Source organism: Chitinophaga sp. Cy-1792, assembly GCF_011752935.1.
Lineage (GTDB): Bacteria > Bacteroidota > Bacteroidia > Chitinophagales > Chitinophagaceae > Chitinophaga.
Map to the genome: position 1 here is coordinate 657,961 of NZ_VWWO01000002.1, position 16,812 is coordinate 674,772.

The window sequence follows — 16,812 nt, forward strand, 5'->3', positions numbered from 1 at the left end:
ATGCTACAACAAGAATCTTTAATAGAATACGGCTCGCGCAGGGTGATCATCACGATCACAGCTATTTTCTGTGCGCTGCTGGAAATCGTGGACACCACGATCGTGAATGTGGCATTGAACGACATGCGTGGTAACATGGGTGCCACCATGAGTGAAATTGGTTGGGTAATTACGGCCTATGCAATCGGTAACGTAATTATCGTACCAATGACCAGCTGGTTATCCCAGCAGTTCGGTCGCCGTAACTACTTCGCGGTATCCATCGTCATATTTACCGTAGCTTCCTTCCTTTGTGGTAACTCCTCAACGATGTGGGAACTGGTGCTATTCAGGTTCATTCAAGGTGTTGGGGGTGGTGCACTCCTGGTAACGTCTCAAACGATCATCACGGAAAGCTATCCGCCGGAAAAACGCGGTACTGCCCAGGCGATCTATGGTTTAGGTGTTATCATCGGCCCTACCTTAGGTCCTCCTTTAGGTGGTTGGATTACCGATAACTATGCATGGCCTTACATTTTCTATATCAATATTCCTATCGGTATTATCGCTACCCTGCTTACTTTGCAGTTCGTACGCAGCCCGAAATATGGTGAGAAGAAATCTGCCAGCGAAATTGACTTCCTCGGTATCGGTTTACTCGCAGCCTGTGTAGGTTCCCTCCAATATGTGCTGGAACGTGGTCAGGAAGACGACTGGTTCAACGATCCGATGATTACCCTCCTGGCGGTAACAAGTGCATTATCACTCTTCTTCTTCATCTGGAGAGAATTGACATACAAGAATCCAATCGTGGAACTGAGGGTATTAAAAAATGCGAACCTTCGCGTAGGTACCATCCTGTCCTTCATTCTCGGTTTTGGTTTATATGGTTCTACTTTCATCATTCCGCTGTATACACAGGGAACGCTTGGCTGGACGGCTACCCAATCGGGTATGCTCATGATACCGGCCTCACTGACAACGGCATTTATGATGCCGATCATCGGTAAGCTATTGGAGAAAGGAGTTCCGCAACAATACCTGGTAGCAGGTGGTATGTTCCTGTTCTTTGTATTCTGTTTCTGGGGATATAATGTACTCACGCCTGCAGATACCGGTGCCAACAACTTCTTCTGGATGTTGAACGTGCGTGGTATCGGTATGGGTCTGCTCTTCATTCCTATCACCACACTGGCACTTTCTTCCCTGAAAGGTCAGCAGATCGGACAGGGTGCGGCATTCACCGGTATGATGCGTCAGCTGGGTGGTTCCTTTGGGGTGGCATTGATCACTACCTTCATGACCCGCCGTACACAGATGCACCGCAACGACCTGGTGGCCAATCTGAACATCAATAACCCTGATGTGATTAACAGAACGACCCAGATGCAGCACAACTTCCAGGGACATGGAATGGATGCAGGTACCGCGCTGAAAAGCGGTTATCAGCTCCTCGATTACAGTGTGATGAAACAGGCCGCAACAATGTCGTACATGGATGTATTCCTGTACCTCGGTGTCATGTTCCTCATCTGTATACCATTCGTACTGATGGTAAAAGGCAATAAACAAAAAGGTAAACTGGATACCAGCAATATGCACTAACAGTTTACTTCTTTATAAATTAATTGTTGCAATAACAGTGTAACAGTTGTAGGTTTAGGTAAATAAGCCCCGATATTCATCGGGGCTTTATTATTTTTTGTAAGAAGATAGTATGTAAGAAGATAGTAGCGGGAAGATTTATTAATAGGGGATGCCGGCTTTTTTATAAACAAAGCTCATCAGCCATGCCGGCCCGATCAGGAGAAACTGCAGATCTTTAAAGAAAGAAGGTTTGGCGCCTTCTATTTTATGACCTATAAACTGACCGATCCAGGCGAGAACAAATATCGCCAACGACAGCTTCCATGGAGCAATACCATGATTTTCAATGAATCGCCACAGCCATAAACATACCAGTACAAAAACCAGCATGCCTGCGGCCAGGGAAGGAGAGAGCCGTACATAATATACCAGCACCAGTGCCAGTGCAATATGCGCTACGGTCAGCTGTAAACCGCCCAGGTGTATTGGCAGTGCAATGTTATACAGGAAACCAACAATACTGAAGAAGATAGCCGGTACACAGATCCAGTGTATCAGCTTGTTCGTGGAATTACGGTGACTGGAACCATATTCATCCAGCCAGGATTGTACTGTTCTCATGTTTGGGCTTTTTGAAGGTCTTTATAAATATAAGGTTTATTTCCCGCGCTGCAACGCGGGAAATAACGTTATGGCTGTTGGATATTTACTTTTTTCATGCCTTCATGGCCGTACAGCGCAGGGGCATACATTTCTTCCGCTTTCGCAGGATTCAGGTTGAACCTGCCACTGTAACGCGGCAGCAGTTTCACGGTGAACTGATGTTGTCCCTTGCGTAGCTTGCGACAATAGATATTGACTTTATCATAATAATACTCTCTGTAAGACTCGACACCATGCCAGTATTCCTGGCTCTTTTCGGCAAAGGAACAACCAGCAGGAACCGGAATCTCCAGCATTACATATTCGCCATCATCCACTGCTTCCACATTTACCTGAAGGGTAATTTCCTTGCCGGCGGTGAGCGTGTCTACCATTTTATCATTCATTGCAAAGCTGCTGCTGATACGGAACGCCCCATCTTTTCTTACAGGGTTGGCAACAAAATGCTGCTGCGTAGCGGAGAAGTAAATGCTGCGGTTCCCTTTCTTCTGCACCTGTAACGCGGTGGCAGGGTACCTTTGCCGGAATGGGAATTGAGTGATGGTCTGGTTGTTGATTTGCAGGGAAGGCGCTTCGCGCTCATTTTCCGCAATGATATCATCCCCAATGGTTTCCAGGACATTGGCAGATTCCCAGGTATTTAACCAGCCATTGGCGCCCCTGTTTTCCAGGATCCAGGCCCTGGTACTGCGCAGCAGCTCGTCGTGGCCGCCTTCCTTTCTCAGGATGCGGTATATAGCCAGCGTATTGAGCATCCTGGTGCCTATTATGCCAGGGTCTTCATCTGACCAGAAAGTATTCCCGTAATTGGTATGCTGGGTGGTATGCAGCAAATACGATGTACTCACTTTAATGCCTGCACGCTGTTTCAGTTCCAGTAGTTTTAGCCGGCACCAGGCAGCTGTTTTGGCTGTGCTGATGGTATCCAGGTAGGCTGCTGCTTTGAAAGACGGGTCAACGGTCATGAGTGCATCGATGAGCTGCAGTTGGTCTGGTAGCGGGTAGGTGCCCAGTATCGGTGCAACGAACCGGGTAATGGCTTCGGGATCATATTCGGCTTTAAAGCCTTGCAGCGTGGCCATGTACAAGGCTTTCATGACATACGCCGTGATCCAGTATTCAGATTCCGTATTTTTCCACCAGCCCCACAGGCCGTCCTGGTTGCGGTTTTGTTCCAGTAACCGGATTAGTTTATTGATCTGTTTGTCGCCGGTGAAAGTGCTGTCCAGCTGTTCATACCATTTCTTTTGTAATAGTAACGCTATGAGCCTGGAGGCGGTCTGCTCGTTGCAGAAATATTTATAATTTCCTAATTTCTGTATTTCATCTAACAATACCGGCATAGCGGAGCTACTAGCGAAAACCTGTACTGGTGTGGTATCTGCGGGATTGATGGTAAAGGTGGAATCTTTCCGCAAGGCCAGGAAGGTACCGATACTTGCTGTGGTGCCAGCTGTGTTAATAGGAATCGTTCTGTATTCGCCATCGCCGATATGGTCATTGCTGACCAGGAAGCTGACACGCATGCTGTCGGTGCTAAGTGGTGTAACAGCGGTCAGTTCTGTTTTGCTGTTGACCAGTGAAACGGGGCCGCTTAAACGTTCTTTTTCATCTACTTTCAGCTGTCGTTGCAGATATAGAGAATCCTGGTTATAGTTGGTGATTTTGGTGAGTATGTCGAGCGTATCTCCATATACCAGGAAGTGGGGAAGCGCCAGGGATGCGGCTACTGTCCGGAAGGCTTTGGTTGTAGCTGATGCGGTACCTGTCTGTTTATGGCTGGTGAAGGCCAGTGCAACGGTATTCCAGCTGGTGAGGTCATCGGGGTAGGTGACATCAAAGCTGGCTTTTCCTGCTTCGTTGGTGCGTAACCGTGGCTGCCAGAAGGCATCGTCGCGGAAGTTGCGGCGCAGCCTGTTCTCCGGCGCCACTGGTTCCTGTTCAGGGCCGGCGGTATGCGCGCCGAACGGACTTTTACCATTGGTGGTAATAACAATAGCTCCATCGGCAGCAGCGCTGCCATATAGCGCGCCGGCCTCAGTGCCGTTTAATACCTGCATCGAGGTAATGGCCGATTTATCGAGATCTTCAACAGCGCCGTTATATGGAACGCCATCTATCAACACCAATATTTTTTGCTTCCCTTTAGCGTACCCTTCCCCACGAAAGGAGATACCGGCTACTTTCCCATGCAGCGCCTCCGCAATGGTAGCATTGGGTGTTTGCGTTAATGCCGGTGCTGATAATGATGCTTTCCTGGTTTGTGTGCCGTAGGCGGTAACTACTACATCGTTTAATGCATTTACACTTTGATTTAAAGTAATATTATAAACCTTGTTGTTGGTAATCGGATAAGTTTTTCTTTCATATCCTACCATGGAAAATACTAACTCTCCCTGGGCAGGAACCCTTAATGTAAACGCTCCCCTGGTGTCCGTAATGACACCATTGCGCGTGCCTTTCACCTGGATAGTACAAGCATAGATGGGGTCCCCGTTATTATCTTTTACTACACCAGATACTTTCCCTTTCAGATTGGCACCTGTAATCAATGGAAGGTTCATGTCGAGTGTACGTAGCTCTTCAGACTCCTTAGGCTGGGCGCTTGCCCGGCGTACGAATACATCGCCGCCGACCTTGTTGATAACTGTTTCATCCAGGAGTTTGCGAATTTCACGGATACTGTCGTTATCCGGGGTGATGACAGTCTTTTTATAATTGTAAACAACAAGCTGACTATCTCTGACCTGCAGGGAATCATGGATAACATACCCATTTCCCTTCATGAGTACCAGCAGCTTATAGTAGCCGGGTTTGAGACGTGCAAATGTCTGATCATAGGTACCTCTCATGTACAGGAAAGAGGTGTCGGACATCGAATATAGAAACTGCTGCCTGATGCTTCTTCTTACAACCATATCATGCATCACCATCAATTGTCCTGTTCCTGGTGAATCATCATGCAGGAAAGTAGTATTTAATGTCTCGACAAACTCATTGTATAAAGAATCAAGCATGAGCCGGTCTGAAACATAATCGCGCAGAGAAGGTAGTTCCCAGTCAGATTCCAGTTTGCCGGAAAAATATTTTTCGCTGATATGCGCTTCTTTTTGTTTCACCAATCCTTTCTGTATTTCGAAAGAGTAATTGCCTTCTGCCACATACTCCTGCTCAAATGAACCCGGTACTGAAAAGACATTCTCGACTTGCTGAAAAGGACCTATCAGCAGTGAGCTTTCACTCCCTTCAAAAGGCAACGGATATATACCACTGTAGGATTTGATATACCTCAATTTTCTATCTCCCACCTTTGCCAGTTGATATGTTTTTTTGTCTATCAGTTGTTTCTCCTGGTTTGTGAAAACATTTGTTCGCTCATTTATTTTGATAGCAGCTGTGCTGTGATCCAGGTTAAGAGAGATAAATGTTTTTTTCATGGCAGGGGCATAGATATGATCGGCGTGTATTTCCTGGTCGCTGGTCCTGATTCTTACGGAGTGGTATCCCGGGTTTACCAGGAAGCTATAAGTGGTATTGCTGGTGCCACGTATATAGACCAATTGGTCATCTATCCATATCAGGTAAGGCATTTGTGCCATACCATGTTTAACGGCAAACGGGGCCAGCTGTGTAGCGCCATTGATGGTAGGCTCAAAGTTATACAACACACTATCAGGATGAAAAAAACGGTAATAGGCCATGGTATCCAGTCCGAGAACCGATTTCCACTTATCCCAGTTTAATGTCTGGTCGAAGTTGGCATCAATTGTTTCGGTGAATTTATACCTTTTGATGCTATTCAGGGATTTCCTGTTGTAGTAGGGGAACTTAGGGGCGTAAGGAGTGCCTGCCTTAAATTTGCTGGTAATGGCATACGCAGTAACATCCGCGTCTTTCACGGGTTTATCATCTGCATCCGTAACTTTAACCGTTACACGTGTTTTGCCTCCCGGCTGAATGACAGCTGGTGCATCTATATCTACATTTAAATTATGATTGCCATGGAGGAAATAAAATGATCTTTCCTTTGGTATTCCTGCTGTAATATATTGCAACATTAATTTGTAAGCTGTTTTGCGGCCACTTTTACTTGTTCTGTTATAGTCTGTACCATAGCCTCTTTCGATAATCCTTTTACCTTTTGCCAATTGGTACCAGAAGGGGACTTTATTGGGATTATCCAGTTTGATAATTAGTGAGTCGCCGAAGATACCACCGCGGGCAATAATTTCATTGCTGTTGCTATTCACGTTGTAGGTAGTGCTCACACTATCGGTACTGGCAACAAGTTCATGGGTAAAAGCACTGTTGACTATTTTACACGGGAATTGTTGCGTGTAAACAATGCCGGTATCAGATAAACGGTTGGTTATATATAATTGTCCTATGACAGGCACTTGTTGTCCCCTCGTTTCATAGGAGATAGCCAGCGAATCTTTTTCTTCCTTAAACCTGAAAATCCCGGGTTCCTGGTTGTACCGGATAGACAGGGTTTGGTCTGATTTATCGAAAGCGCTGTTTTCCAGCGTACAGTTTATAGTAATACGCATTTGTGCATTGGGAAAGATAGAATCAGGTAAGATCAGTAACGTTTCCCCAATGGTTTCGAGCGGGATAGTTTTTTCGTATATGATATCCGGGATATAGGTAATGCCGGTTACATACTGACTTGATTCCTGTACCTGTACGGTTACCTTTACTTTGGCATCCAATACCGGCAAATCATTCTGGTCAGTAGCCCTGAAATAAAGTTTAACCGGTTGTTTGCGGTAATATTCCTTTGACGCTTCGCCTATGCGGGCTTCAAATTTTTCGTTGGTCAATTCATATGCCTCATAGGAAAAGGATTTGCTGGAAACGGTTCGCCGGGAATTTTTTTCATGTGATACCAGGTTGATGTCTGCGTAATTGTCTAAATGTAGGTGCAGGCTATCATTAAGTACAAAACTGTAATCATATCCACCAGGCCGGTAGGGAGAAATAGTGGCAAGTACCGTGTCTACATGACTTTGATGTTGGCGTAGTCTTACCTGTAACGGAATGGTCCATGGTACACCATTACCTGCGGCAATAAAGGATTTTAGCTTCACCGTATCACCAGGTTTGAAGGTGGGTTTATTGATAACCATGTACTGGTAGATACTTTTTTTATGAGCATTAAATTTCCCGATGAACTTTTTATAAGCGGGGGCGGGGTTGAATTTTTTTCCGAAACGGTGCCACCAGAATTCCCATCGTGTATCGAATTCATTATACCTGTGTGAATATCCATCTGTGGCCGGCAGCAGGTGGCGGTAATTAACGACATCCTTATATTGTACGCGCAGGATGCCTTTTTTTCCGGATGATGGAAGCAGGTAGCATTGATTTTTTTTATTGTAGGGAATGATGCGGTTATTGAGATGTACCTGTGCGTCAGTAATCAGATTACCATTGATATCCGTGATAACCAGGAGTAACTCCTTGTTGTTATTTAAAAGCGTAGTATACGCAGAAGGGACCGTCAGATAACTGTAGCTGGTCTTCTGGTCAACAGTTTTTACCAGGATGTAATGTCCTGGCGGAAGTACAGTCTCCGCTCGCTCATCCTCTTTTATGATGCGTACTGGCGTGTGCAACAAATTATCGTCTACCCAAAAAATATCCTGACGCAAAGCTGCCCGGGTAAATTCTAATTCATCCGGATAGTTGATCATGGTTTTAAAAACTTCAAGGGCTTCTTTATTGGATATTTTATAAACAGCCAGTACATGGCTTTGGGTCGCTGCTTCAGAAAGCGGTTGTTGGGCGACAGTATTACTAAGGTAACAAAACAGGAAAATAGTGAGTATCCATTTCATGGTATCGTGACATAAGGTATGATTAAATATAGCTTATGGCTTGCATAAAACCATGTGGAATGCCGTATGGTATTGAATTACAGGTGGTTATGAAATGCGGAAGGGGAATTAACTTACCTAGTGCCCGGAGAGGCACCAGGTAAGCAGCTATATTAACGTTCGCCTATATCTATTTTTTTCATCGCTTCGCGACCAAACAGCAGCGGGGTATACAGTTCTTCCGCCCTGGCCGGGTTGATGGTAAACCTGCCGCTATACCTGGGCATCAGGTGAATGACAAATCTGTAACGGCCAACGGCCAATTTCCTGCAATAGATATTTACTTTCTGATAGCGGTATTCCCGGAAGTAATCCTCGCTGAAGTCCAGTGATTTCATGGATTCATCATAGGAACAGCCCGCAGGAACAGGAACTTCTATCGCTATGAATTCAGCAGCATGGTCTACATCTACATCAACGATCATCTCTGTTTTAATACCCGCAACAAGGGAACTGACAGGGTAGTTGTTCTGCTGGAAATAGGTATTGACATTGAATGTCCCGTTTACCTTTTGAGGATTGCTGTTAAAATGATGCTGTGCCGCAGTAAAATAGATACTCCTGGTGCCTTTCTTCTGTACGTGAATTTGTTGGGAAGTAAAGGTGCTGTCATAAGGGAATTTTGCTATCTGTTGTCCTTCAATAAACAGGGCAGGAGGTTCCAATTCATTTTCTGCCAGCAGATCGTCGCCGATGGTTTCCAGGATGTTGGCTGATTCATAGGTGTTTCTCCAGCCATCCAGCGCCCTGCTTTCCAGTACCCAGGCACGGGTAGTACGCAGTAATTCCTCCTGTCCTCCTTTTTTCCGGAGAATCCGGTAGGCGCCTAATGTTGTTGTCATATCCGAATACCAGACATACCATTCAGGAGAAAGTGCTTCCCAATAGGTAGTGCCATAGCTGGTTTTTTCTATATGTGATAACAGGTAGTCGGTGTATATAGAGATGCCTGCCTTTTGTTTTATTTCCAGCAGGCGGAGCTGGTCTGATTGGTCTACCATGTTGGTAGAAATCGTATCGAGGTAACAATGTGCTTCAAATGCGGGATCTACCTCTATTAGTGTGTTGATCATGGTGAGTTTGTCGCTCATCTTAAAGCTGTCGAGTATTGGCACGAAGTACCTGCTGATGGCCGTATCGTTATAGGTGGTGGTGAATTTTTCCCTTGCCGCCATATGCAGTGCTTTGATGACATGTGCCGTTATCCAGAACTCTGATGGCTGATTGGCGAGCCATCCCCACATGCCATCCCTTTTGCGGGCTTCTTCCAGCAGTGTTGTTGCCTTTCTGATCTCTTCATCATTGGTAAATGTTTTACCCATTTTTTTGTACCACTTTTTCTGCAATAGCATCGCGATCAGTTTGGAGGCCACCTGTTCGTTGCAGGAACGATCGTCGCTCTCCAGTCTTTTTATTTCATCCAGTAATACCGGCATCGGGCTAAGCGTGGCGGTTATCCTTGCCGGCGTGGTATCCTGCAGGGCGACGGTGAAGAAGGTGTCTTTCCGCAAGGGGAGGAAAGTACCGAATGATTCTATGGTACCAGGTGCTATCACCGGAATCGCCTTGTATTCTCCATCATCGATGTTTTCATTTTTTATACGGCTGGTGATGCGCATACTGTCTGTTGTTGTGGTAATGGCGGCTGTCTTTTCCAGCTTACTTTCCACCAGTGTGATGTCGTTGTTGCGTAACGGTGTTCCATCTACGGTGAGTGAACTGTTTATCCGGAGGGTGTCCTGGTTATAGTTCAGTATTTTGGCCAGAATATCCAGGCTATCGCCCCGTACCAGGAAGTGCGGCAGTGCAAGGGTGGTGGCGATACTGCGGAAAGCTTTTGTTTCAGCGGTGGCGGCGCCAATTCTTTTGCCTCGTGTCATGGCGATGGCAAAGGTTTTCCAGTTGGTGAGGTCATCCGGGAAAACGGCGTCGAAGGTGGCGTTTCCTTTTGCGTTGGTGCGTAACCGTGGTTGCCAGAAGGCGTCATCACGGAAGTTATGCCGCAGGTAGTTCCGTTTTATTTCCTCTACTTTGTCATCTTTGTTTTTTTGTAGCAGCAGCGGCGTTTTCCCATTGCTGGTGACAATGATCGCGCCATTGGCGGCGGCGCTGCCATATAATGCCATGGCTTCTTCTTTTGCCAGTATATTAATAGTGCCAATACCGGCCTTTTGAAGGTCGGTGAAGACGCCATTATAAGGTACGCCATCGATCAGGATGAGGGGCTGCTGACTACTGGCAGATAAAGCCAGACCAGACTGCTGTGCTGCATTGGTGGTTGCCGGGTCGTCCAGGCTTTTCAGCATATTCTTTTTGCTGCCGCGCCCTTTTCCTGCACTGGCCACGCTGACGGAGCCACTAAAGGAAATCCTCCTCGCGCGATAGGAATAGGAGGACGTAACTACTTCCCGCAGGCCAAATGTCCTGTCGTTCATGATAACGTTATATTCTTTCTTGCCTTTCTGAATAGGGACCGAAATGGTCTCAAATCCAATAAAGGAGAAAAAGAGGGTATCTTTCTGGAATACATTCATCATGAAACTGCCATCGTTCATTGAAATGGTGGCTCGGCTGCCATTTCTGACGGCAATACTGCAACCGGCGATAGGCCGCCCCGACAGGTCTGTAACCTTTCCGGTAATTTTTATGTCGCCCGCCGTGGTATTCCCGCGATAGTAATTGTTGATGCGGTAATCCCTATCATAGGGTGTGATAAATTCTGCTCCGTCTGAACCCTGCGCCACGGCTACATTCAGAAGCTCCCGGAGTCGTAGAATAGAATCGTTGTCGGGTAATATCTCCGGCTGTACAAAGTTATACACGGTGACGCCGCCATGGAATACCTCCAGGCTGTCGTGCACAATATAGCCGCTGTCTTTCATCAGCACCACCAGCTTGTAATATTGGGGGTGCAAGTCGCTGAATTCATGTACCGTGCGATCTCCCAGGATAATAAAAAACTTGTCGCGGAGCGCATATAAAAACTGCTGCCGTATATTCTTTTCCGTTAAGGGATCATGATGGACAATTAATTTATTATTGAACCTGTAATAGACTGCCCTGGTATTGATGGAGAGTCCTTCGAGAAAATGTCTGTAATCCCTGAGCAGACTGGAGGTGGTGGCAATATACCCTTTCAGGATAGGGTAGTCCCAGATATGTGACAGACTACCCGAAAAATATCGGTCTGCCATGTTCTCCGGTTGTGTGGGTATATCAGCTGACCGCAGCATGGCAGGTGTATCAATTTCCAGGCTGACAGTATCTTTAAAGCGATGCGGATAGATATAGTTGTAGCTGGTGTAACCCGGGCCGATCAGGTAGCCAGGTTTGGGATTTGTAAAAGGCACCGGCAAGACTTTATACTGCTGCTGTACATACTGCACTTTATGGCCGTAGGCCCTGGTTTCCAGGAAAGTAGTCGTATTGTTGATCAGGTTCCTTTCCTCGCTGTTGAAGTAATTACCGGCCGGTGTGATGGTGACGCCATTGCCTGGTATATCTGCATTTACAGCGATCATGTTTTTTCTTCCCTGCTGAACATAAATATCATCCAGCGTAATTTTTTCCGATGCTGTTCTTACGGTGACCTGGTGATAGCCAGGTGTGGCAGGAATACTGTAATGTTCGGTGCTGAGTGTACCGTGGGTATAAGCCAGCACATTATCTATCCATATCAGGTGTGGAACCATAGGAAAACCATTCTTCACTACATAAACTGCCAGCTGTGTAACCGTATCTGCTGTAGCTTCAAAATTGTACAGCACTTTTTCCGGGTGAAAGAACTGGAAATAGGGCATCGTATCTAATCCCAGTAAGGATTTCCAGCTGGTCCAGTCAAGCATGGCATCCTGCTGTGTTGTCCTGGTGCCGGACAGCATATAGGACGGGTAGTAGGCGGAAAGATTCTTATTACGGTAAGGCCAGGATGGTAGCTTGGGCATGCCGTCTCCGAATTTGGTAGTAATGGCAAAGGCGGTAACGTCTGCATCCTTAACAGGCTTTTGGTTATGGTTTGTAACGTTGACGGTTATACGTGTTTTTCCACCGGGCTGTATCACGGGTGGTGCATCTATATTTACCTGGAGGTCATGAGTTGTTTTCAGGAAGTTGTACTCCTTACTCCTGGTATTGCCGCCGTAGGTATATTGCAGGTTCAGCTTGTAACCCTTTCTGCCATTGGCCCTCAGGTGCCTGTCGAACGTTGTGCCGAAACCTTTTTCAATAATTCTCTTTTCTTTTATCAGCTGATATCTGACAGGTATATTTCGCGGATTGTGTAATAATATATGAAGATGATGATTGGTGAGAATACCACTTACATCCACCTGGTCAGGATGACCATCGATCGCATAGTCATTGGAGATATCGGCTGTCCGGGCACTGACCATCGTCATCCAGGGATGAATCGTCGTTTTGCAGGGGAATATTACATTTTTCACCATCGGTGAATCATTGACAGCGCTATGGATTAACAGCGCGCCCGGAACAGATTTGGGCGTATCTCCCTCAAAATAACTGATGAATACTTCATCTTTTCTTACATCAAATTCAAACCTGCCTGGATTATTACTGCGATGAAGGGTAAAGGTTTCCTTTTTTTCGCTGTTGTCGCTTGTGAGCAGCTGACACGTAACAGTAAACTGAATGCCGGCATCGGGGAAAATGTAATCAGGTATATTGAAAACGGTTTCACCAATGGTTTCCAGCGGAATGGTTTCTTCCATTAGTTTATATGGAACAAAGGTCATGCCTGGTCGGTAGCTGTCAGAAGATTCCGTTGTGATGCTGATTTTTACGCGTGCGTCCAGCAGGGGAAGGTCGTTGTTGTCGGTGCCTTTAATAAATAGTTTAATAGATTGACCTTTAGCATAATCTGTCGGTTCCTGGTTTCTTCTTACCTGGAACAGGATATCTTTCAGCTCATATTCCCCATAGATAAATTTTTTATCCGCTATCGTTTCTCTTCCTTCGGTAGTGCGTTCCAGCTGAATGCTTACCTCACGGTCGCGCAACATGCGGAGCGATGCGTTAAGCGGAAAGCTATATTCATAGCCACCTGGCCGGTAAGGCCGGATGGTGGCGATGATCGTATCGAGTTTGCCATACCATTGGGCTACACGAACCTGCAGTGGTTCATTCACCGGCTCGCCTTTATCATTGACTGCGAAAGTCTTTAGTTTAACGGTATCGCCGGGTTTATATTTAGGCTTGCTTAAGGCCATATAGGCATGATAAAAATGTGTGTAGGGTTTTAAAGACAGCATGGCTTTTTTTGCGATACGCTTAGGACTCAGTACACGTCTTGTTCTTTTCCAGAATGTGGCGAAGGGCGATGGTCTGCCTTCATAGCCTTTTGCAAAATATTCCGGGAATACATGCATGAAATTATCTACCCCCTGGTAGGAGACAGTAATAATGCCTTGCCTGTCGGACTGCGGCAGCAGGTAGCACTGGGTGCTACGACTATAACGGATGTTTTTATTTTCGAGCTTCACATGGGCATCCGGGATATTATTTCCTGCTTTATCGGTGACCGTGAGCAGTAATCCCCTGTTGTTATCGAGCAAGGAAAGATGTATAGTGTTGATGGTTATGTAACGGTAATGCACCAACGTTCCTGCTGCCGATACGGTGATATAGTGACCGGCAGGTATATTGGCCGGGAGTGGTTCGGTTATCGGGAAAACGCCCACCAGTGTATGTAACAGGGAAGTGTCTGCATTAAATTCAATTTGCTCCGTGGCGCCTTTGATATACTTGCTGGCCCTGGGATATTCGATGCTGCTTTTGAATATTTTTAATGCTTCCGCATTGCTGATACGGTATAATGCCTGCACGTGGCTGCTGGTAGCGGTTTCAGACAAAGGCTCCTGGGCTGAAGCGGTATAGGTATAACAGTACAAAAATAAGATCAGGATCCATCTCATAGGTATAGTCGGCTATCGGTTAATGCTGCATTTAATATAAGATTTACAATTGATATCGTCAATATTTTTATAGCGATAGCGATTACCGGGAATCTGGATTTTTTCCACTAACTTTCCTTTCAAAGAAACCTCAATTTCAGAATTAAGCAATTATGAAAACAATAGGATTTATCGGAATCGGTAACCTGGGCTTACCCATTGCTACCAACTTACTCAAGGCAGGACATCATTTGAAGGTTTACAATCGCACCCGTGATAAAGCGTTGCCCCTGGAAGCGCTGGGTGCAGAGATCGTTGATAGTCCGCTGGCTGCCATTGAAAAAGGAGGCATCGTATTTACCCTGGTATCGGATGATGCTGCCCTGAAGGAAATTGCCAACGATGCATTCGTGGCCGCATTGGGCCAGGGTGGTGTACACGCCTCCCTGAGTACTATCTCTCCGGAAACAGCCAATACACTGGCAGACCATCACAAACATCATGGTGTTACCTATGTGGGCGCACCGGTATTTGCAAGGCCCGAGGCAGCCGCTGCTAAAGTGGGCAATGCGGTGATCTCCGGTCATACCTACGGAAAAGAACGTATCCGTCATCTGCTGACAGATGGCTTCGCAAAAAATATTTTTGATCTGGGAGAGAAGGCAGGCAGTGCCAATGTGCTGAAGCTGATCGGCAACTTTATGATCGCCGCTTCCATGGAAATGATGGCGGAATCCTTTGTGCTGGCGGAAAAGAACGGCCTGGACGTAAAGGTGGTGTACGAAATGCTGACAACGACCATGTTCTCCGGACCAATATTCCGCAACTATGGTGGGATGATCCTCAACAGGGAATTCAGCAGCGAAGCAGCTTTTAAGGCATCTTTAGGCCTGAAGGACATAGACCTGGTACTGGAAGTGGCAAGAACTTCGTATACCCCTATGCCAATGGCCAACCTGGTACATCAGCGTTTGCTGACAGTACTCAGCAAGGGTCGCCGTGATGACGACTGGGTAGCACTCGCCACTGGCGCCATCAATGATGCCGGACTAAAATAACCACCGGAATTTTCAGTATATTCATACATGCTGAAGTGTCGGGTCCTGGGAGTGACGAATATCTTCCGGCATATGGGATATTCCCCAGTCGGACATTACCTCCAGGATCGGTTCCATAGAAGCTCCCAATGGCGTAATTTCATATTCCACCCTTGGCGGCACTTCAGGATATACAGCACGTTGAATCAGTCCGTCTGTTTCCATTTCACGCAGCTGTAATACCAGTACACGTTCTGAAATACCATTAATGGACTTTTTCAACTCATTGTATCGCATCTTTCCGGCCAGCAACCGCCAGAGGATAACTGGTTTCCATCTGCCGCCGATAAGTGATAAAGTATAAACCGTTCCACAATCCCCCCGTAGTTGCCTGGCATTGATTGCATTCGTGGAGTTTTCTTTTTTCATGTGATTTTCTTTGATGTAAATATAATACGATTGCACTAACACATAAACCTACAGCACTATGAAAATTGTCCTCTTACTCGGGCGCATCCTTTTTGCCCTGATCTTCGTTTTTTCCGGTTTTAACCATGCGCTGGGAGCAGGTATCGACTATGCTGCTGCCGCAGGTGTTCCTGCCGCCGCTTTCCTGGTACGGGTGGCCGGTGTGCTGGCGCTCGCCGGTGGCCTGAGCGTTTTACTGGGTTTTAAGGCCCGTACAGGCGCTATCCTGCTTGTTATCTTCCTGGTGCCGGTGACACTGTATATGCACAAATTCTGGGGCATTACAGACCCCGCAGCGGCACAGATGCAAATGGCCATGTTCATGAAAAATGTTGCCCTGACAGGCGCTTGTCTCATCATTGCCTATTTCGGCTCAGGACCTGCCAGCATCGATAAACAGGCGTAATCAGCCTTCGGCCTGCTTTCCACTGAATTTTTTCCTGTAGGCGCCGGGCGTCATACCCCGGTGCTTCCTGAAATATTTTGTCAGGTAACTCTCATCATTGAAACACAGTTCCAGCGCAATTTCCTTCAGGCGCATGCTGCTGTACGTCAGCCGCGTTTCTATCAGCTTCAGCCGGTACTCCTGTATATATTCCTGTAAGCTCCGGCCCGTATGTTTTTTAAAATATTCTCCCATATAATTCGGAGAGATATGCAGCGCCGCCGCCATCACCTCCTGCTTTAATGCCTCCATATCATGGATATGCTGCTGCACATAGGTGATCAGTCGCATGGCCGCCGGTTGTGCATGGCCATCGCCGGATACCTGGCCCTCACTGCTGATCAGGTTTCGCGCGATCAGGTTAATTAAGATAGATAGAGATTGACGGATGATCAACGTATGCCCGTAATTTTTCTGCTGATATTCCCGTATGATGCCCGCCAACAATACATTCGCCGTTTTCTCATCTTCCCTGTCACGAAAAATGCAGCCCGCCTTCGCATGGTAATGATGCAGGATATAACTGATCTTTCGCAGGTTGTCACAGGTTTCTATCCGCTCATTTTCAAACCTTACCTGGTCTATAAAAGCTGGACTGAACCGAAAAAATGCAATGGTGGTGGCTGCCTCCGGCATAAAGGAATACCGGGTTCCCTGCTGCAGCATGAATAATTTTTTCGCACTATAACGGTACTGATATTGTTCATCCGTATGTTGCCCCTTGCCTTCCAGCACATACGCCATTTCAAAATAATAATCTGACCGGAACCGGTAAGGTTTCGATGTGGTATGTACCAGCTGTACTTCTGCCTGATCTATAATCTTTGTAAAAGACATCTGTAAAG

General features: G+C 46.5%; 8 protein-coding genes. 3 read left to right on the forward strand and 5 right to left on the reverse strand.

What is annotated here, in order from left to right:
- Positions 1–1,584: a DHA2 family efflux MFS transporter permease subunit gene (locus F3J22_RS17000; protein WP_167019143.1), complete on the forward strand. Its 1,584-nt coding sequence runs from the start codon at positions 1–3 to the stop codon at positions 1,582–1,584.
- A gap of 141 nt (positions 1,585–1,725) precedes the next feature.
- On the opposite strand, the gene F3J22_RS17005 is transcribed toward F3J22_RS17000, so the two are convergent.
- The 3 genes from F3J22_RS17005 to F3J22_RS17015 all read right to left on the reverse strand — a co-directional run bounded on the left by F3J22_RS17005 (position 1,726) and on the right by F3J22_RS17015 (position 14,038).
- On the reverse strand, positions 1,726–2,187 hold the full coding sequence (locus F3J22_RS17005) for a DUF962 domain-containing protein (protein WP_167019144.1): 462 nt from the start codon (positions 2,185–2,187) through the stop codon (positions 1,726–1,728).
- A 68-nt stretch (positions 2,188–2,255) separates the two neighbouring features.
- A complete protein-coding gene (locus tag F3J22_RS17010; protein ID WP_167019145.1) occupies positions 2,256–8,069 on the reverse strand; it encodes an alpha-2-macroglobulin family protein in 5,814 nt (1,937 codons plus the stop codon).
- A 152-nt stretch (positions 8,070–8,221) separates the two neighbouring features.
- Positions 8,222–14,038, reverse strand: a complete 5,817-nt coding sequence (locus F3J22_RS17015) for an alpha-2-macroglobulin family protein (RefSeq protein ID WP_167019146.1) — start codon at positions 14,036–14,038, stop codon at positions 8,222–8,224.
- Between the two features lie 152 nt (positions 14,039–14,190).
- On the opposite strand from F3J22_RS17015, the gene F3J22_RS17020 reads away from it, so the two are divergent.
- The gene (locus tag F3J22_RS17020) at positions 14,191–15,075 is read left to right on the forward strand and encodes an NAD(P)-dependent oxidoreductase (RefSeq protein ID WP_205195383.1); all 885 of its coding nucleotides are present in this window, start codon (positions 14,191–14,193) and stop codon (positions 15,073–15,075) included.
- Between the two features lie 21 nt (positions 15,076–15,096).
- Here the strand turns inward: F3J22_RS17020 and F3J22_RS17025 are convergent, their stop codons facing one another.
- The gene (locus tag F3J22_RS17025) at positions 15,097–15,483 is read right to left on the reverse strand and encodes a helix-turn-helix domain-containing protein (RefSeq protein WP_167019147.1); all 387 of its coding nucleotides are present in this window, start codon (positions 15,481–15,483) and stop codon (positions 15,097–15,099) included.
- 58 nt (positions 15,484–15,541) lie between these two features.
- Between F3J22_RS17025 and F3J22_RS17030 the strand changes: the two genes are divergently transcribed.
- Complete coding sequence (locus tag F3J22_RS17030) at positions 15,542–15,928, forward strand: DoxX family protein (protein ID WP_167019148.1); 387 nt, start codon at positions 15,542–15,544, stop codon at positions 15,926–15,928.
- Here the strand turns inward: F3J22_RS17030 and F3J22_RS17035 are convergent, their stop codons facing one another.
- Entirely contained in the window at positions 15,929–16,804 is an 876-nt protein-coding gene (locus F3J22_RS17035) for an AraC family transcriptional regulator (protein WP_167019149.1), read from the reverse strand.
- Between the last annotated feature and the right edge of the window lie 8 nt (positions 16,805–16,812).